The organism is Rathayibacter sp. AY1C4 (assembly GCF_002932195.1).
In the GTDB taxonomy this organism is placed as follows: Bacteria; Actinomycetota; Actinomycetes; order Actinomycetales; family Microbacteriaceae; genus Rathayibacter.
Map to the genome: position 1 here is coordinate 20,634 of NZ_PSWE01000032.1, position 17,034 is coordinate 37,667.

Here is a 17,034-nt window from a genome sequence, read left to right on the forward strand (position 1 = left end):
CCGGATGCGGTGGCCCACCCGCAGGAAGAAGGCGCAGCGATGACCCTCCTCGATCGGCTCGCCCCCGCGACCGCCACCACCTGGGTGCCGGTCTGCGCCGTCGGCGACCTCGAGCCGCTCTGGGGCGAGGCCGCCCTGGTCGGCGGTGTGCAGCTCGCCCTGTTCCTCCTGCCCGACGGGCGGGTGCGGGCCGTCTCGAACCTCGACCCCGCGACCGGCGCCGCCGTGCTCTCACGCGGCATCGTCGGCTCGCGTCTGGTCGACGGGGTGCAGCGGCCCACGATCGCCTCCCCCCTGCACAAGGACGTCTTCGACCTCGAGACCGGCGCCTGCTTCACACGAGCGGAGCTGCACCTCGCCACCTGGCAGGTGCGCGAGAGCGACGGCACGATCGAGGTCGCCCAGCGGACCGCTCTGGTCGCCGCGTCCCACGGGACCTCCGACGACGACGGGAGGCGTGCCGTCGCCGCGCTGGTCGAGGCGGTCCGCCGGGCCAACCCGGCGCTGGACGTGCTCGACTCCTTCGTCGACGTGCAGCAGCCCGACGTCCCCGCGACCCTGGGTTCTCTCGAGCCGGGCCGGCCGGCGGTGGTCGTGCCGCTGCTGCTCTCGGCCGGCTACCACGTGCACGTCGACCTCGCCGAGGCCGCGGCGGAGGCGGAGCGGCCGGTGCGGGTCTCGGGCGCGCTCGGACCCGATCCCCGCCTGGCGCGCGTGCTCGCCCGCCGGCTCCACGAGGCAGGGCTCGACGACGGCGACCGCGTCGTGCTCGCCGCTGCCGGCTCGAGCGACGCCGGTGCCGTCGCGGACTGCTGGACCACCGGCCGCCTCCTCGCCGCCGAGCTCGGCCGCGAGGTGAGCACCTCGTTCATCTCGGCCGCCGAGCCGCGGATCGCGGAGGCGGTCGCCGCCGAGCGCGCCGCCCACCCCGGCGCGCGCGTCGTGGTCGCCACCTACCTGCTCGCGCCCGGCTACTTCGCCGGCCTGGCCGCCTCCGCGGGGGCCGACCTCGCCTCCGCTCCCCTCCTCACCGCCGTCGATCCGCCCGCCCGCGAGCTGGTCGACATCGTCTCGGAGCTGTTCGGGCGCAACGCCTGACGCCTCCTCCCCGCACCACCACCGCTCCACCTCCCCGTCCCGAGCGCGCCCTCGCGCGCGCCGCCCACCCTCCGGAGGACCACGATGACTGCTGCACCCCCGACCACCGTCCCCACGACCGCCGCCACATCCACCGGCATCATCCGACGGCCGGGCCGCTGGATCGACGGCTGGAACCCCGAGGACCCCGCCCAGTGGGAGGCGGAGGGACGCTCCGTCGCCGCTCGCAATCTGAGGTGGTCGATCTTCGCCGAGTTCCTCGGCTTCGTCGTCTGGCAGCTCTGGTCGGTCGTCGTCGTCTCGCTGCCGGCGGCCGGGTTCGCCTTCGACACCGGGCAGATCTTCTGGCTCATCTCGATGCCGAGCCTCGTCGGCGCCACCCTGCGGATCCCGTACACGTTCATGGTCCCCCGCTTCGGCGGCCGCAACTGGACGATCGTGTCGGCGGGCCTCCTGCTGATCCCGAGCGTCGGACTCGGCATCGCGGTCTCGAATCCGGAGACCCCGTTCGGCGTCATGCTCCTGGTGGCCGCGCTCGCCGGCTTCGGCGGCGGCAACTTCGCCAGCTCGATGGCGAACATCACCTTCTTCTACCCGCACGCGCAGAAGGGCTGGGCTCTGGGGCTCAACGCCGCGGGCGGCAACCTGGGCGCCTCCGTCGCGCAGCTCGTCGTGCCGATCGCGATCACCGTCGGCGCCGCGGCCACGCTGAACCTGCCGATCGCCGGCTTCCTCTGGGTCCCCCTGATCGTCGTGGCGATGATCGGCGCCGCCAAGCGCATGGACAACCTCTCGACCGCGAAGTCCGACGTCGCCGCCTCCCTCGCCGCGCTCCGCGAGCCGCACCTCTGGCTGCTGGCCGTGCTCTACATCGGCACCTTCGGGTCCTTCATCGGATTCGCCGGCGTGTTCCCGAAGCTCATCGCCGACACCTTCCCCGAGTTCTCCGGCTTCGCCGTCGGCTCGGCGACGGTCGGCCTCGCGTTCCTCGGCTCCCTGGTGGGCTCGCTGTCCCGCCCCTCCGGCGGCCGTCTGGCCGACCGCTTCGGCGGAGCGCCTGTCACGGTCCTCGCCTTCGTCGCCATGGGCGCCGGGATCCTCGGCGTGATCGCGACACTGCCGCTCGGCAGCTTCTGGCTCTTCCTCGCCTGCTTCCTCGTGCTCTTCTCGGCGGCCGGCATCGGCAACGGCGCGACCTACCGCATGATCCCCACGGTGTTCGCCCTCCGCGCCCGCCAGCGCGGTGACGACGGCATCGGCGCCCAGCGCACGTCCGCCGCGGCGCTCGGCCTGATCTCGGCGATCGGCGCCTACGGCGGCTTCGTGATCCCCCAGCTGCTCGGCTTCTCCAAGACCGAGTTCGGCGACTACACCACGGCGCTGGGCTGGTTCGTCGGCGCCTATGCGGTGATGCTCGCGATCACGGCCGGCGTCTACCTCCGCCTCGCCGCGAAGACGGGGACCCGGATCTGACGATGAGCGCACCCGCCCCGACCGACTCCCACTGCCCGTACTGCGCCCTGCAGTGCGCGATGACGCTGACACCCGCGGCGGGCCCCGTGCCCCTGGCGGTCGAGGGGAGGGAGTTCCCGACGAACCGGGGCGGGCTCTGCGCCAAGGGCTGGACCTCCGTCGAGCTGCTGGCGAGCGGACAGCGCCTGGTCTCCCCGCTGCTGCGCGGCGCCGACGGCGTCCTCGCGGAGGCGTCGTGGGAGGAGGCGCTCGACGCGATCGCCGGGGCGGTGCGCGGCGTCCGGGAGCGGCACGGCGCCGACGCGGTGGCCGTCTTCGGCGGCGGGGGCCTCACCAACGAGAAGGCCTACCAGCTCGGGAAGTTCGCTCGGATCGCTCTCGGCACCTCCCGGATCGACTACAACGGCCGCTTCTGCATGTCCTCGGCCGCGGCGGCCGGCAACCGCGCCTTCGGCGTCGATCGCGGACTGCCGTTCCCGGTGTCCGACCTCGACGACGCCGACACGATCCTGCTCCTGGGCTCGAACGTCGCCGCGACGATGCCGCCGCTGCTCGCCCACTTCGCCGGTGCCCGCTCGCGGGGCGGCCTGGTGGTCGTCGACCCGCGCCGCTCGGCCACCGCGCGGCTGACGGAGGACGGCGCCGGCACGCATCTGCAGCCCGCTCCCGGGACGGATCTGCCGCTCCTCCTCGGGCTGATCCACCTGGTCTTCGCCGAGGGCCTCGCCGACACCGCCTACCTCGCCGCGCGCACGACCGGCGTCGAGGCCCTGCGCCGCAGCGTCTCGTCGTGGTGGCCGGAGCGCACCTCCGCGGTCACGGGCGTGCCGACCTCGCTCCTCCGCTCCCTGGCGCGCCGGCTCGCCGCGGGGCGGTCGTTCGTGCTGACCGGCCGCGGGGTCGAGCAGCACGTCGACGGCACCGACACCGCGACCGCCGCGATCAACCTCGCTCTCGTGCTCGGCCTGGTGGGTCGCGAGGGGTCGGGGTACGGCACGCTCACCGGTCAGGGCAACGGCCAGGGCGGACGCGAGCACGGACAGAAGGCCGATCAGCTCCCGGGGTACCGCTCCATCCGCGATCCGGAGGCGCGGCGCCACGTCGCCGCCGTCTGGGACGTGACGCCCGAATCGATCCCCGGCCCGGGCCTGCCCGCCACCGCCCTGCTCGCCGAGCTCGGACGCTCCGTGCACTGCCTGCTGGTGCACGGCTCCAACGTGGTCGTCTCGGCTCCGGACGCCGACGCCGTCCGCGCCGGGCTCGAGGCCCTGGACACGCTGGTCGTCTGCGACTTCTTCCTCTCCGAGACCGCCGCGCTGGCCGATGTGGTGCTCCCGGTGCCGCAGTGGGCGGAGGAGGAGGGCACGATGACCTCGCTCGAGGGCCGGGTGCTCCGCCGCCGCCGGGCGATCGACCCGCCGGCAGGAGTGCGCAGCGAGCTCTGGATCATGAGCGAGCTGGCGCGCCGTCTCGACGCCCCCTCGAGCTGGTCGGCGGTCCCCTCGGAGGTGTTCGACGAGCTGGCCCGCGCGTCCGCGGGAGGCGTGGCCGACTACTCCGGCCTCTCGCACGCCCTGCTCGACACCGGGATCGCCGCCCACTGGCCCTACCCCGCGGGCGGCACGGGGACGCCGCGCCTCTTCGCTGAGCGCTTCGGGCACCCCGACGGCCGGGCGCGCCTGGTCGCCGTCATCCCCGCCGTCCCCGTCGTCGTGGACCGCGGCGAGGAGCTGACCCTCGTGACCGGCCGCTACCTCCAGCAGTACCAGTCGGGCACCCAGACCCGGCGGGTCGCGGAGCTCGATGCGGCCCGCCCCGAGGCTCGGCTCGAGATCCACCCGGCGACCGCCTCCCGGCTCGGCGTCCGCGACGGAGCACCTGTGGCGATCGGGAACGCGCGCGGCGTGGTCCGCGCCCGCGCGAGCGTCACCGCGGACATCCGCCACGACACGGTGTTCCTGCCCTTCCACTACGCGGGTGAGCAGTGCGCGAACCTCCTCACCGAGGCCGTCGTGGACCCGGTGTCGTCGATGCCCGAGTTCAAGCGCACGCGGGTCTGGGTCCGCGCGGAAGGGACGGCACATGCCTGAGACACCTCCCGAGCGGATCGTCCTGATCGGCTATGGCCCCGTCGGCTCGCGCTTCGTCGAGGAGCTGCTGCCGGCCGTGCGGGCCGGTCTGGTCGCGCTGACGGTGGTCGGCGCCGAGAGCGACGACCCGTACAACCGTGTCCTGCTCGCGGAGTACGCCGTCGGCCGGGCGACCCGCGAGCGCCTCGACCTCGGCGACCGGACGGCGGCGGAGGCGGCGGGCGTCGTCCTGCGCCTGGGAGCGGCCGTCGTGGGGATCGACCGCGCGCGGAACGTCGTGCGGCTGCACGACGGCGAGCGGCTCCCCTACGACCGCCTCGTCCTGGCGACCGGCGCCCGGGCGAACGTGCCGACCCTCGCCGGGATGGAGCGGGCCCGACGTGAGCGGACGGTGCGCGCCGCCGATCCGGAGTCGCTCGACGCGGGCTCCCGGCCCCTCCCGGAGAGGGTGGTGGCGCTGCGAGACCTGGCCGACGCCCGGGTGGTCCGCGAGGCCGTGCGCTCCGGCGCTCGCCTCGTCGTGCTCGGGGCGGGAGTGCTCGGGATCGAGTTCGCCCTCGCCGCCGCCGAGCAGGGCGCGCAGGTGGTGGTCGTCTTCCACGGCGACATCCCGATGGCCCGCAATCTCGACACGGGCGGGGGGCGGATGCTGGCCGCGGCCGCACGCGCGGCCGGCGTCGAGATGGTGGCGCACGCCCGGTCCGAGAGCGTCCTGCTCGCGCACGACGACCGCGGCCGTGCGCACTTCCAGGCGCTCGTCTGCGCTGACGGCAAGCAGATCGAGGGGGATCTGCTGGTGCTCTCGTGCGGTGTCGGTGCGCGGGTCGAGCTGGCCGCGGGCGCGGAGCTCGCCGTCTCGACCGGGATCCTGGTCGATGAGCAGCTGCGCAGCTGGAGCGACCCGGACGTCTTCGCGATCGGCGACTGCGCGCACGTCGCCCCCCGCGGCTCGGCCCTGCCCGACGGCCGCGTGCCCGGCGGACCGAGCGGACTGATCGGTCCGGGATGGGAGCAGGCGGACCGGCTCGCAGCACGGATCCGGGCGGAGGCGGAGGGCCGCTGCGGCGAGGAGCGCGTCCCCGACGCCCGACCGGCGGTCGTGATGCTGAAGGCCGAGGGCGTCGACCTCGTGGCAGGAGGCGACGTGGCCCCGGAGCCGTGGGACCCGCACCGCCCGGGCGAGGAGCACCTCGAGGTGACGCTGTGGGCTGACCCCTCCCGCGGCGGCTACGCCAAGCTCGTGACCGCAGGAGGAGTGCTGCGCGGGTTCGTCTCGGTGGGTCTGCCCCGGGTCGGCGCCGAGCTCAGCCTCCTCTTCGAGCGGGGCTCGGAGCTGCCGGCGGACCGGTCGAGCCTCCTGCGTCTGGACGCCCCGGATGCGGGCGCCGCGGCGACCGGCGATCCGTTCGCCCCCGATGCCACGGTCTGCTGGTGCAACGGCGTGACGGCGGCGGTGATCACCGATGCGGCTGCGGCGGGACACGGGACGGTCGCCTGCGTCGGGCGGGCGACCCGCGCCGGCACGGGCTGCGGCGGCTGCACCGGTCGTATCGCCGAGCTGCTCGCGCGGACGGCGGTCCCCGCCTGATCGCCGCGAGGACCGGGCCTCGCCGCCTCAGCGGTCGAGCGCCTCCGCGAGGCGCCGGGTGACCGCCCGCAGTTCGAGCTCGGCCCCGCGGACGCGCTCGTCGAGAGCCGCCGCGGTGTCGGCGGCCTGCTCGGCGGCCGCCGCACCCGCCGCCTCGGACGAGGCTCGGTCGGCCGCGACCGACGCGCTGAGCTCGTCCAGCGCCTCCCGGAGGCCCGCCGACTCGTCGCGCAGCACGGAGACGTCGCCCTGCACCGCGCTCAGCTCGCCGCGGAGCCCGGCCACCTCGTCGCGCAGGGCCGCCGTCTCGGCGCGCAGCTCCTCCGTGCGCAGCCGCGCCTGCTCGAACCAGGGGGCGACCAGCCGGTGCACGGCGTCGCGGAGCACGACGCCGCCGCGGCCGAGCCGGGTGGGCGCGGAGCCGGGGTCCTGGAGGAAGTCGTGGTCAGTGGTCATCGTCGTGGTCCCGTCCGGAGAAGCGGCGGTGGAGCACGTCCATCGCCCGCAGATCCTTGTCCATGATGTCGGCCTCGAGGGTGGTGTCGGCGAGGCGGTCGGCGAGGCCCGGCCGGGAGCGGCGCTCGAGCGAGGCCTCGATCAGCTCGACGGAGCGCTCGAACGAGAGCGGTCCGCGCGCCGCGGCCCGGCCCCGCCGACCGAGCGCCTCGAGGTCCACCGCCCCGCTCGCCACGTCCCGCATCGCCTCGAGGAGCGCCGGGGCGGAGCGGGTGATCTTGATGCAGTCGACGCCGTCGATGAGGAACTCCGCTACTCCGCTGGCCGCCGTCACGATCGGCACGGCGCCCGCCGCGGCCGCCTCGACCGGCGCGACGCCGAACGCCTCTCCGGCCCAGGTCGGGAAGAGGAACGCGTCGGCGCGGCCGTGCGCGGCGAGCACCTCGGCGTGCGGCGTCGCTCCGTGGAACTCGACCAGGCCGGCCAGGCCCGCCTCGTCCGCCCGGGCGCGCCAGCCGTCCACGTCTCCGTCGCCGTAGAGGTCCACGCGGAAGTCGCGGGTCTCCTCCGCGAGAGACGCCGCCGCCTCCAGCACCAGCCCGACGCCCTTGTGCTCGCCGAGCGACGCGGCGAACGTGAACCGGGTGGTCCCGCCCTCGCGGTAGCGCCGCGGCTCCGCGGTGTCGGGGGGAACGGACACTCCGCGCCCGATCACCTCGACCTCGCCCAGGCTCAGCCCGCCGGCCTCGATCGCGTCGACGAGGGAGCGGCTGACCGCGACGATCTCGCCGCGGTCGAAGTGGTCGGGGGCCTGGGCGCCGTAGACGCGGAGCACGCGCTCGGGCAGCCCGTCGACCAGGGCGTTCGGGATGCGGTCGCCGAGGTTCCACATCCACGGCGCCTCCACCGCCCGCAGCAGGTCGATCATCGCGAGGCCGCCGATCCCGAGCAGGTTGAAGGCCACCACGTGGGTCGGCGCGAAGTCGCGCAGCTCCTCGAGCAGGATGCGGGTGTTCTCGAACCGCGAGACGGCGCTCTCGTGGTGCAGCAGCTGAGCGATCTCGCCGCCCGTCTGCGGCAGCGGGAAGTAGGTGCGCAGGCTCAACGTGCGGTGCACCTCGACGCCCGAGGGCTCCGGCGGCAGGTAGGTCGGCGTGGTCAGCACGCGCACGGTGTGGCCGCGGGCCGCCATCGCCTCCGCGACGCGCGCACAGGTCATCTCGTATCCGCCGAGCACCTGGGGCGGATAGAGGTTGCTCACGAACAGCAGGCGCATCAGCGCACCTCCCCTCTCGCGGAGGCGTCCGCCGCGATCCGCGCCGTCACCTCGGGCGTGTAGGCCGCGCGGGCCTGGCGGTCGTTGCCGCCGTCCCAGTAGTTGACGAGGTAGAGCCCGGACTGCTGCGTGCGCGGCACGAACGGGAACAGCTGGGCCCGGGGCTCGATCTGCGCGATCCGGTAACCGGCGTCGACCGCGCGCACGTGCAGCCAGATGTCGTCGGCGTCCGGGGCGATCTCGCGGAACGCCTCCCCGTGCGCGGCGATCTCGCCGAGGAGCGCGGCGGGCAGCAGCTGCCCGGAGACGGAGGTGCCGAAGACGTCGGTCGACGCGCGCGTGTCGGCGACCGGCGTCCAGCTCGTGTACGGAGCCACGGCGCCGTCGACGATCCCCACCCGGTGGGCGCGGTAGCAGAGCACGGTCTCGCGGGGGTAGCGCGAGCGGGCGTCGAGCAGGCCCCTCAGCCAGGTGCGCGGGTACACGATGTCGTCGTCGGAGGTGACGAGGTCGCGCTCCCCCGCCCGGCCCGAGAGCAGGTGCGGGTAGTACTTCGTGTGCACGCGGTAGCCGTCGACCAGGCGGATCTCGACGCCGCGGCGGCGGAGGCGTCGCAGCGGCGCGGGCAGGTCGGCGTGCAGGGCCGGGTCGTCGAGCCAGAGCACCAGGCGCGCGGGCCGGGCGTCGCCGCGGGCGATGGACTCGAGCGCCACGTGGACCCGCTGCAGCCGCTCGCCGTGCGTGGTCATCGTCACCACGACCTCGCCCGCCGGATCGACCGCGGAGCGGCGGGAGAAGCGGTTGGCCAGATCGAGCAGCAGCAGCTCGCGCCGGAGCGCGGGCGAGGGGTGGTCGATCGGCCGGGCGGCGATCACGGCGGCGCGGCGCTCCGAGAGGCGCTGAGGGGCGGAGCAGACGACCCGGGCCGCGGAGCGCAGCCGCGTGCGGGGGCGGACACGACGGCCCAGCGCCGCGAGGCGCGTGCGGGGCCGGACGCGCCGGCCGACGGCGGCGAGAGCGGGATGCATCGGTCCAGGTTAGCCGGAGGCGCCCGGGGGCCCTGCGCCGGTCAGGGCTCGTCGACGACCGCGAAGGCCCGCACCGGGAAGGTCCCGAAGCCCCGCACCTTCGGCGGCACGGCGGTGAAGCGCGCCCCTGTCGCCGGCAGCCCGCCGAGGCCGGTGAGGTGCTCGACGACGTGCACTCCCGCGGCGAGGAGGGCCGAGTGCGCGGGCCGCGATCCGCCCGACTCCGTGTCGTCGATGTTCACCGAGTCGATGCCGACCAGCACCGCGCCGGCGGCGACGAGCGCCTCCGCCGCCTCGCCGCTGAGGAAGGGGGCGCCCCTGCCGTACCCGGGCGTGGCGAAGTGCGCGTCCCAGCCGGTGCGGAGGAGGACGGCGGCGCCGCGGACGTCGAGTCCCGCGACCGCGTCCGCACTGATGCCCCGTCCGGTGGCTCCGGTCGCGTCGACCACGACGGCAGGCAGATCGACCAGCGTCTCGAGGCGGAGAGCGGCGAGATCGGCTCCGCCCTCGTAGCGGTGGAACGGGCTGTCGAGGTAGGTGCCCGTGTTCCCGATCATCTCGATGACGTCCATCGCGAACTCGGTGCCGGGCGCGTAGGAGGCGCGGGACGCCTCACGCGTGAGGTGCGGCCGGATGCGCGGAGCGGGCAGGCCCGGGTAGGTCACCAGCCCGTCCGCGACGGTGTGGCTGAGGTCGACGAAGCGGCGCGAGGAGGTCATGCGCCCGATCCTGGCAGGGGCCGGATCGGGCGCACCATCGAGATGCCGCCCCGCGGGGCGGCGTTCCCGCCTCTACTTCTTCGGCAGCGCCGCCGACAGGTCCGCGATCAGGTCGGACGAGTCCTCGAGGCCCACCGAGAGGCGCACCAGCGACTCCGAGACCTCCAGCGGCGTGCCCTTCACCGACGCGTGCGTCATCTCGCTCGGGTAGCCGATCAGCGACTCGACGCCGCCCAGTGACTCCGCGAGCTGGAACAGCTCGGTCGACTCGGCGAACTTCCGGGCCGCGCGCGGCGTCGCGAGCTCGAGCGAGAGCATCCCGCCGAACCGCGACATCTGGCGCTTCGCCAGCTCGTGGCCGGGGTGCGAGGGCAGGCCCGGGTAGTGCACGGCCGTCACCGCCGGGTGCTCGACGAGGAACTCGGCGACCGCCTGCGCGTTGACGGAGTGGCGCTCCATCCGCACCCCGAGGGTCTTGATGCCGCGGACCGTGAGCCACGCGTCCATCGGGCCCGAGATCGCTCCGACCGCGAACTGCAGGAACGCGATCTTCTCGGCCAGCGGCCCCGAGCGCAGGGCGAGCGCGCCGCCGACGACGTCCGAGTGGCCACCGAGGTACTTCGTGGTCGAGTGCACGACCACGTCGGCACCGAGGGCCAGCGGCTGCTGCAGGGCGGAGGAGGCGAACGTGTTGTCGACGACGACGATCAGGTCGTGCGCGTGGGCCAGGTCGGCGAGCTCGGCGATGTCGCTGATGGTCATCAGCGGGTTCGACGGGGTCTCGACCCAGAGCATCTTCGTCTCACCGGGGACGATCGCCCGCTGCACCTCGCGGAGGTTCGACATGTCGACGGCCGTGTTGCGCACGCCCCAGGCGCTGTGCACCCGGTCGATCAGGCGGTGGCTGCCGCCGTACGCGTCGTTGCCCAGGACGACGTGGTCGCCGGGCGCGAGGGCGGCGCGCAGCAGGGTGTCCTCGGCCGCGAGGCCGGAGGAGAAGGAGTAGGCGACGTCCGCACCCTCGAGCGAGGCGATGAGCTCCTGGAGCGAGTCGCGCGTCGGGTTCGCCGAGCGGGCGTACTCGTAGCCGCCCCGGAGACCGCCGATGCCGTCCTGGACGAACGTGGAGGTCATGTAGACGGGCGGCACGACCGCGCCGGTGGTCGGATCGAACTCCTGGCCGGCGTGGATGGCGCGGGTGTCGAAGTGCTGCTTCTTGGGCATGGTGCGGGCTCCCTGGGTCGGAGGTGCGGAGGCGGCGGCCGTCAGGCCGTGGCGTAGGTGAGGAGGTCCTGTCGGGTGATCACCGCGACGGGCTTGCCCTCGTCGGTGACGAGGAGGGCGCTGCGCTCGGTGAGCGCGGCGCGGGCGGCGGTGATGCTCTCGCCGAGCCCGATCAGCGCGAGCGCGTCGCCCACGCAGTCGCCGAGCGGGTCGTTCATCGAGGCGGATCCGGCGAAGACGCGGTCGAGCAGCTCGCGCTCGTCGACGGCTCCGACGACCTCGCCCATCACGACGGGCGGCTCGGCGGTCAGCACCGGCAGCTGCGAGACGCCGTACTCGGTCATGATGCCGATCGCGTCGCGGATCGTGTCGGTCGGGTGAGCGTGCACGAGCGCCGGGAGGTCGGCCTGCCCGCTCGCCGCCCGCGCGCGGAGCACGTCGCGGACGGTGCCCTCGTCGCGCATCTCGAGGAAGCCGTAGGAGCGCATCCAGCGGTCGTTGAAGATCTTGCCGAGGTAGCCGCGCCCGCCGTCCGGAAGGAGCACGACGACGACGTCGTCCGGCCCGAGACCGGCGGCGGCCTTGAGCGCGACGGAGACGGCGAGCCCGCTCGATCCGCCGACGAGCAGCCCCTCCTCGCGGGCGAGGCGGCGGGTCATCGCGAACGACTCGGCGTCGCTGGAGGCGATGATCCGGTCGACCACGCTCGGGTCGTACGCGCTCGGCCAGAAGTCCTCGCCGACGCCCTCGGTCAGGTACGGGCGACCGCCGCCGCCCGAGTAGACGGAGCCCTCGGGGTCGGCGCCGACGATCTGCACGCGGCCCTCCGACACCTCCTTGAGGTAGCGGCCGACGCCGCTGATGGTGCCGCCCGTGCCGACTCCCGCGACGAAGTGGGTGAGCCGGCCGGCGGTGTCGCGCCAGATCTCGGGGCCCGTGGTCTCGTAGTGGCTGAGCGGTCCGTTGAGGTTCGCGTACTGGTTGGGCTTGAAGGCGCCGGGGATCTCGCGGGCGAGGCGGTCCGAGACGGAGTAGTAGGAGGCGGGGTCCTCCGGAGCGACGGCCGTCGGCGTCACGACGATCTCGGCCCCGTAGGCGGTGAGGACGTTGCGCTTGTCCTCCCCCACCTTGTCCGGCAGCACGAACACGCAGCGGTAGCCGCGCTGCTGCGCGACGAGGGCGAGGCCGATGCCGGTGTTGCCGCTGGTCGGCTCCACGATGGTGCCGCCGGGCTTCAGCAGCCCGTCGCGCTCGGCGGCGTCGATGATGCGGGTCGCGATGCGGTCCTTCGACGAGCCGCCGGGGTTCAGGTACTCGACCTTGACCAGCACGGTCGCCTGCACGCCCGCCGCGACCGGACCCAGCTTCACCAGCGGGGTGTCGCCGATGAGGTCGAGCACCGAATCGGCGTAGGCCATCCCGGTCTCCGGGCGTGCGGGAAGGGCGCGATCCAGGCTCATCCCGCCAGCGTAGCAACCGGCTGCGGGCGTGTGACGGGGGTGGGCGGAGGCACAGGGAGCGGTCTCGGGAGGGGAGTGCCGCCGGTCGCGCCGGTGCCCTATCGTGGGGGTCCGCGAGCGCCGCGGTCGACCCGGAACGGACCCCGAATGACCTCACCGATCGCCGCACCGCCGCGGCGTCCGGCCGACATCCACCTCCTCCGCCTGCTCGGCCCGGCGCTGGTCGCCGGAGTCGCCTACCTCGACCCGGGCAACGTCGCCAGCAACATGACGGCCGGCGCCCGGTTCGGCTACCTCCTGGTCTGGGTGGTGGTGCTCGGCAACCTGATGGCCTGGCTCATCCAGTACCTCTCGGCGAAGCTCGGCCTGATGACCGGCCGCAGCCTCCCCGAGCTGCTCGGCGACCGCCTGCGCGGCCGCTGGGGCCGCCGGGCCTACTGGCTGCAGGCCGAGACGGTCGCGATGGCGACCGACCTGGCCGAGGTGATCGGCGGCGCGATCGCGCTGAACCTGCTCTTCGGACTGCCGCTGCTGGCCGGCGGCGTGGTCACCGGCGCGGTCTCGCTGGTGCTGCTGCTCGTGCAGACTCGGGGCGGGGCGCAGCCGTTCGAGCGGGTGATCACGGCGCTGATGGTGCTGATCGCCGTCGGCTTCACGGTCGGCGTGGTCGTCGATCCGCCGGACGCGGGCGCGACCGTCGCCGGTCTCGTGCCGCGCTTCGAGGGCTCGGAGTCGGTGCTGCTCGCCGCCTCGATCCTCGGCGCGACCGTCATGCCCCACGCGATCTACGCCCACTCCGCGCTCGCCCGCGACCGCTTCGGACACGTCGAGGGCGTCGGCGCGCGCCGGAGGATCCTGGTCGCCACCCGGATCGACGTGACGATCGCGCTCGCCATCGCCGGCACCGTGAACCTCGCGATCCTGCTCCTCGCCGCGCACTCCCTCGCGGGAGTCGCCGGGACCGACAGCCTCGAGGGCGCCCACGCGGCCATCGGAGCGGCGCTCGGACCGGTGGTCGCGACCCTGTTCGCCGTCGGCCTGCTCGCCTCCGGCCTCGCCTCGACCTCGGTCGGCGCGTACGCGGGCGCCGAGATCATGCACGGTCTGCTCCAGGTGCGGGTGCCGCTCGTCGCCCGTCGTCTGGTCACGCTGATCCCGGCGCTCCTGGTGCTCGCGATCGGCTTCGACCCGACGCGCGCGCTGGTGCTCAGCCAGGTGGTCCTGTCGTTCGGCATCCCCTTCGCGCTCGTGCCGCTCGTGATCCTGACGTGCGACCGCCGCCTGATGGGCGACCAGACGAACCGCTGGTTCACCACCCTCGCCGCCGCTCTGGCCGCCGTCTTCCTCATCGTCCTGAACGGCCTGCTGCTCTGGCTCACCTTCGCCCCCTGAGCGGAGCGGCGGCGCGCCGTCCCACTCCTCCGCGGCCTCCTCTCCCGCTGATCGAGCGGCCCGCTCCTCGGGCGCATCGAGATCCCCCTGACCGCGCATTGATCCGATCCGAAGCCTCGCTCGTTATCCTCTGAGAGCGCCTCTCAGGCGCCTGCGCCCGCCCCAGGCGCCTTCCGCCCTCAGAACGAGAGACGCCGCCGTGCCCAAAGACACGATGTCCGCCAAGAACCGCGCCCGACAGGAGAAGCTCGAGGCCTACAAGCGCGAGCAGGACCGCCGCAAGCGCGGCTCCCGCATCTGGATCTGGTCGCTGTCGGCCCTGGCCGTCCTCGCGGTCGGCGGGATCGTCGCGGTCACCGTCTTCGGGAACCAGCAGATCGTCGAGGCGCGCGAGATCGACGGCCTGCAGACCTTCGACAACGACGCCACCCACGTCGCCGGCGCCGTCGACTACCCGCAGACCCCGCCGGCGGGCGGACCGCACAACGCCGTGTGGATGAACTGCGGCGTCTACGACGAGCCCGTCCCGAACGAGAACGCGGTGCACGACCTCGAGCACGGCGCCGTCTGGGCCACGTACGACCCCGAGCTCCCGCAGAGCGAGGTCGACGCGCTGATCGCCGCGATGCCCGACACCTACTCCGTCGTCTCGCCCTACGAGGGCCTCGAGTCGCCCATCGTGCTGAGCGCCTGGGACGCCCAGGTCGCGATCGACTCGCCCGAGGACCCCCGCATCGACGCCTTCGTCGAGCGCTTTTGGCAGTCCTCGAGCGCTCCGGAGCCCGGCGCCCCCTGCACCGGAGGGATCGATGCGCCCGGCAAGCAGTAGGGGCCGGATCCTCGTCGCCGCGGTCGCCGTGGTCGCGCTCCTCCTCGGGGCGGCCGGCGGCTACCTCTTCGGCGCGCTCGCCCCGTTCGCCTCCGCCGCGACGCCCTCGAGCGCCAGCGCCGAAGCGGGCTTCGCGCGCGACATGCAGGTGCACCACCTGCAGGGCGCCGAGCTGGCGATGATCGCCCGCGAGCGCAGCGCCGACGACGAGGTCCTCACTGTCTCGAAGGACATCCTGCTCACCCAGCAGCAGCAGGCCGGGCAGCTCTTCGGCTGGCTGAACTCGTGGGGCCTGCCGCAGGCTGCTCCGGAGCCCTCGATGACCTGGATGGGCCGGCCGACCCTGGCCGGAGCCGCCGACGAGCACTCGTCGATGGGGATGGGGACCGAGGACGGAGTCGTGCCGGCGAGCATGCCCGGTCTCGCGACACCGGACCAGATCACCGCCCTCAGCAGCGCGTCGGGCCGCGACTTCGACCGGATGTTCCTCGAGCTGATGATCGCCCACCACCGCGGCGCGATCGATATGGCCGAGGCGCTGCTCGCCCGGAGCCGCGTGACGGTCGCCACCGACTTCGCCTCCTCCGTCGTGAAGGCCCAGGAGGCCGAGATCTCGCTGATGGAGCAGATGCTCGAGGACCGGCCGGCGGAGTGACCGCCTCCGGCGCGCACGACATCGGCTGAGACTGGTGCGCCTCCCCCACCGGGAGGGGCACGTGCTCTCCGCCGACGTCGTGCACGGGGCCCGGCGACTCAGACGGCGTCGGCTGCGAGTAGCCCCGCGGAGTCCGGCCGCCGATCCGCGGCTCAGCCCTGGAGGGCCGACTCCGTCTGCTGTGCGTAGAGCGAGGCGTAGAGGCCGCCGAGGCCGAGCAATTCGCGGTGGGTGCCCGATTCGACGATCCGTCCGCCCTCGACCACGTGGATGACGTCGGCCGACACGATGGTCGAGAGCCGGTGAGCGATCGCGATGGTGGTGCGGCCGCGGGCGGCGTCGTCGAGCGCGGTCTGGACGATCCGCTCCGAGACGGTGTCGAGGGCGCTGGTCGCCTCGTCGAGGATGAGGACCGCCGGGTCCTTCAGCAGGACGCGGGCGATCGCGAGCCGCTGCTTCTCGCCTCCGGAGAGCCGGTAGCCACGCTCGCCGACCAGCGTGTCGTAGCCGTCGGGGAACGACGTGATCGTCGCGTGGATGTTCGCGGCGCGGGCGGCCGCCTCCAGCTCCTCCTGCGTCGCGTCGGGGCGGGCGTAGCGGAGGTTGTCGCCGATCGTCGCGTGGAAGAGGTAGGTTTCCTGGCTGACGATGCCGATGTGCGAGACGAGCGACTCCTGCCGCAGCTCGCGCACGTCGGTACCGGCGAAGCGCACCGCTCCCCCGGCCACGTCGTAGAGGCGCGGGACGAGGTACGAGATGGTGGTCTTGCCCGCGCCGGAGGGACCGACGAAGGCGACGAACTGGCCCGGCTCGATCGCGACCGAGACGTGGTCGAGCGTCGGGCGCGCGTCCTCCGCCTGGTCGGGGTAGCGGAACACGACGTCGTCGAGCTCGACCCGGCCGAGCTCGCCCGAGACCTCGCGTGCATCTGCCCTGTCCGTGATCGCCGGGCGCAGGTCCAGGTACTCGAAGATGCGGGCGAACAGCGCTCCGGCCGTCTGCAGGTCGAGCGCGACGCGCATCAGGCCCAGGAGCGGCCACATCAGGCGCGCCTGCACGGTGGTGAAGGCCACGACGGTCCCGGCGGTGACGGTGGTGCCGCCGAGGATCAGCCAGGCGGCCACGAGGTACACGATCACGGGGATGACGGAGAGGAAGATCTGCACCATCGCGAAGAACCACTGGCCGGACATCTGCTGCCGCACCTGGAGCTCGATCTGGCGGCCGTTCTCGTCGGCGTAGCGCGTCACCTCCGACTCCTGGCGGCCGAAGCTCTTGGCCAGGAGGATGCCCGAGACGCTCAGGGTCTCCTGGGTGATCGCGGTCATCTCGGACAGCGACTCCTGCGTCTTCGTCGCGATGCGCGCCCTCACCTGGCCGACGCGGCGCTGGGCCACGACGAGCACCGGAGTGAGGACGAGGGCGACGATCGTCATCTGCCACGAGAGCAGGAGCATCGCGACGACGGCCGCGATCACGGTGACGGTGTTGCCGAGGACGCTCGAGACGGTGTTCGTGAGCACGTTGGCCACGCCGCCCACGTCGTTGGCGAGGCGCGACTGGATGACGCCGGTGCGGGTGCGGGTGAAGAAGCCGAGCTCCATCGCCTGCAGGTGTCGGAAGAGGCGGATGCGCAGCTCCCCCATGACCGTGTTGCCGACGGTCGCGGTGAGGTAGGTCTGCCAGACGCCGAGGATCGCCGAGAACGCCCAGACCAGCACCATGACGCCGACCAGCTCGAGCAGC

General features: G+C 73.8%; 14 protein-coding genes. 7 read left to right on the forward strand and 7 right to left on the reverse strand.

Annotated features, from left to right (window positions below; genetic code table 11):
• Positions 1-39: 39 nt before the first annotated feature.
• The 4 genes from nirD (at position 40) to C5C99_RS14265 (ending at position 6,249) form a co-directional block, all read left to right on the forward strand.
• Positions 40-1,098, forward strand: a complete 1,059-nt coding sequence (gene nirD / locus C5C99_RS17640; protein WP_104224353.1) for a nitrite reductase small subunit NirD — start codon at positions 40-42, stop codon at positions 1,096-1,098.
• 84 nt (positions 1,099-1,182) lie between these two features.
• Positions 1,183-2,571 carry an MFS transporter gene (locus C5C99_RS14255; RefSeq protein ID WP_104224352.1) on the forward strand — a complete coding sequence of 463 codons (1,389 nt, stop codon included), beginning with the start codon at positions 1,183-1,185 and terminating at the stop codon, positions 2,569-2,571.
• Between the two features lie 2 nt (positions 2,572-2,573).
• Positions 2,574-4,661: a molybdopterin oxidoreductase family protein gene (locus C5C99_RS14260; RefSeq protein ID WP_104340266.1), complete on the forward strand. Its 2,088-nt coding sequence runs from the start codon at positions 2,574-2,576 to the stop codon at positions 4,659-4,661.
• Positions 4,654-6,249, forward strand: a complete 1,596-nt coding sequence (locus tag C5C99_RS14265; RefSeq protein WP_104340267.1) for an NAD(P)/FAD-dependent oxidoreductase — start codon at positions 4,654-4,656, stop codon at positions 6,247-6,249. Before C5C99_RS14260 ends, C5C99_RS14265 begins: the two co-directional genes overlap by 8 nt.
• A 27-nt stretch (positions 6,250-6,276) precedes the next feature.
• On the opposite strand, the gene C5C99_RS14270 is transcribed toward C5C99_RS14265, so the two are convergent.
• The 6 genes from C5C99_RS14270 to C5C99_RS14295 all read right to left on the reverse strand — a co-directional run bounded on the left by C5C99_RS14270 (position 6,277) and on the right by C5C99_RS14295 (position 12,370).
• Positions 6,277-6,705 carry a hypothetical protein gene (locus tag C5C99_RS14270; RefSeq protein ID WP_104247711.1) on the reverse strand — a complete coding sequence of 143 codons (429 nt, stop codon included), beginning with the start codon at positions 6,703-6,705 and terminating at the stop codon, positions 6,277-6,279.
• Positions 6,695-7,981, reverse strand: a complete 1,287-nt coding sequence (locus C5C99_RS14275; RefSeq protein ID WP_104224348.1) for a glycosyltransferase — start codon at positions 7,979-7,981, stop codon at positions 6,695-6,697. The genes C5C99_RS14270 and C5C99_RS14275 overlap by 11 nt, the downstream gene beginning before the upstream one ends.
• Entirely contained in the window at positions 7,981-9,009 is a 1,029-nt protein-coding gene (locus tag C5C99_RS14280; RefSeq protein ID WP_104247710.1) for a glycosyltransferase, read from the reverse strand. The genes C5C99_RS14275 and C5C99_RS14280 overlap by 1 nt, the downstream gene beginning before the upstream one ends.
• Positions 9,010-9,050: 41 nt before the next feature.
• Positions 9,051-9,728, reverse strand: coding sequence for a cyclase family protein (locus C5C99_RS14285; protein ID WP_104247709.1), 678 nt, complete (start codon positions 9,726-9,728; stop codon positions 9,051-9,053).
• Between the two features lie 72 nt (positions 9,729-9,800).
• Complete coding sequence (locus C5C99_RS14290) at positions 9,801-10,952, reverse strand: cystathionine gamma-synthase (RefSeq protein WP_104224345.1); 1,152 nt, start codon at positions 10,950-10,952, stop codon at positions 9,801-9,803.
• A 41-nt stretch (positions 10,953-10,993) separates the two neighbouring features.
• The gene (locus C5C99_RS14295) at positions 10,994-12,370 is read right to left on the reverse strand and encodes a cystathionine beta-synthase (RefSeq protein ID WP_104227178.1); all 1,377 of its coding nucleotides are present in this window, start codon (positions 12,368-12,370) and stop codon (positions 10,994-10,996) included.
• A 189-nt stretch (positions 12,371-12,559) separates the two neighbouring features.
• On the opposite strand from C5C99_RS14295, the gene C5C99_RS14300 reads away from it, so the two are divergent.
• The 3 genes from C5C99_RS14300 to C5C99_RS14310 all read left to right on the forward strand — a co-directional run bounded on the left by C5C99_RS14300 (position 12,560) and on the right by C5C99_RS14310 (position 15,288).
• Positions 12,560-13,804 (forward strand): Nramp family divalent metal transporter, encoded by a 1,245-nt coding sequence (locus C5C99_RS14300; RefSeq protein WP_104224343.1) that lies wholly within the window; start codon positions 12,560-12,562, stop codon positions 13,802-13,804.
• 199 nt (positions 13,805-14,003) lie between these two features.
• The gene (locus C5C99_RS14305; RefSeq protein ID WP_244230507.1) at positions 14,004-14,633 is read left to right on the forward strand and encodes a DUF3105 domain-containing protein; all 630 of its coding nucleotides are present in this window, start codon (positions 14,004-14,006) and stop codon (positions 14,631-14,633) included.
• The gene (locus tag C5C99_RS14310) at positions 14,614-15,288 is read left to right on the forward strand and encodes a DUF305 domain-containing protein (protein WP_104224341.1); all 675 of its coding nucleotides are present in this window, start codon (positions 14,614-14,616) and stop codon (positions 15,286-15,288) included. The genes C5C99_RS14305 and C5C99_RS14310 overlap by 20 nt, the downstream gene beginning before the upstream one ends.
• A 152-nt stretch (positions 15,289-15,440) precedes the next feature.
• Here the strand turns inward: C5C99_RS14310 and C5C99_RS14315 are convergent.
• Positions 15,441-17,034 (reverse strand): ABC transporter ATP-binding protein (locus C5C99_RS14315; RefSeq protein ID WP_104340268.1); only part of this gene is annotated, 1,594 nt, incomplete at its 5' end.

Excerpts from the sequence above, each read along its gene's own strand:
- C5C99_RS14260 (WP_104340266.1), top strand. The coding sequence starts at position 2,574 with ATGAGCGCACCCGCCCCGACCGACTCCCACTGCCCGTACTGCGCCCTG.
- C5C99_RS14275 (WP_104224348.1), bottom strand. The coding sequence starts at position 7,981 with ATGCGCCTGCTGTTCGTGAGCAACCTCTATCCGCCCCAGGTGCTCGGC.
- C5C99_RS14285 (WP_104247709.1), bottom strand. The coding sequence starts at position 9,728 with ATGACCTCCTCGCGCCGCTTCGTCGACCTCAGCCACACCGTCGCGGAC.
- C5C99_RS14300 (WP_104224343.1), top strand. The coding sequence starts at position 12,560 with ATGACCTCACCGATCGCCGCACCGCCGCGGCGTCCGGCCGACATCCAC.
- C5C99_RS14255 (WP_104224352.1), top strand. The coding sequence starts at position 1,183 with ATGACTGCTGCACCCCCGACCACCGTCCCCACGACCGCCGCCACATCC.
- C5C99_RS14270 (WP_104247711.1), bottom strand. The coding sequence starts at position 6,705 with ATGACCACTGACCACGACTTCCTCCAGGACCCCGGCTCCGCGCCCACC.
- C5C99_RS14290 (WP_104224345.1), bottom strand. The coding sequence starts at position 10,952 with ATGCCCAAGAAGCAGCACTTCGACACCCGCGCCATCCACGCCGGCCAG.
- nirD (WP_104224353.1), top strand. The coding sequence starts at position 40 with ATGACCCTCCTCGATCGGCTCGCCCCCGCGACCGCCACCACCTGGGTG.
- C5C99_RS14310 (WP_104224341.1), top strand. The coding sequence starts at position 14,614 with ATGCGCCCGGCAAGCAGTAGGGGCCGGATCCTCGTCGCCGCGGTCGCC.
- C5C99_RS14280 (WP_104247710.1), bottom strand. The coding sequence starts at position 9,009 with ATGCATCCCGCTCTCGCCGCCGTCGGCCGGCGCGTCCGGCCCCGCACG.
- C5C99_RS14265 (WP_104340267.1), top strand. The coding sequence starts at position 4,654 with ATGCCTGAGACACCTCCCGAGCGGATCGTCCTGATCGGCTATGGCCCC.
- C5C99_RS14295 (WP_104227178.1), bottom strand. The coding sequence starts at position 12,370 with ATGGCCTACGCCGATTCGGTGCTCGACCTCATCGGCGACACCCCGCTG.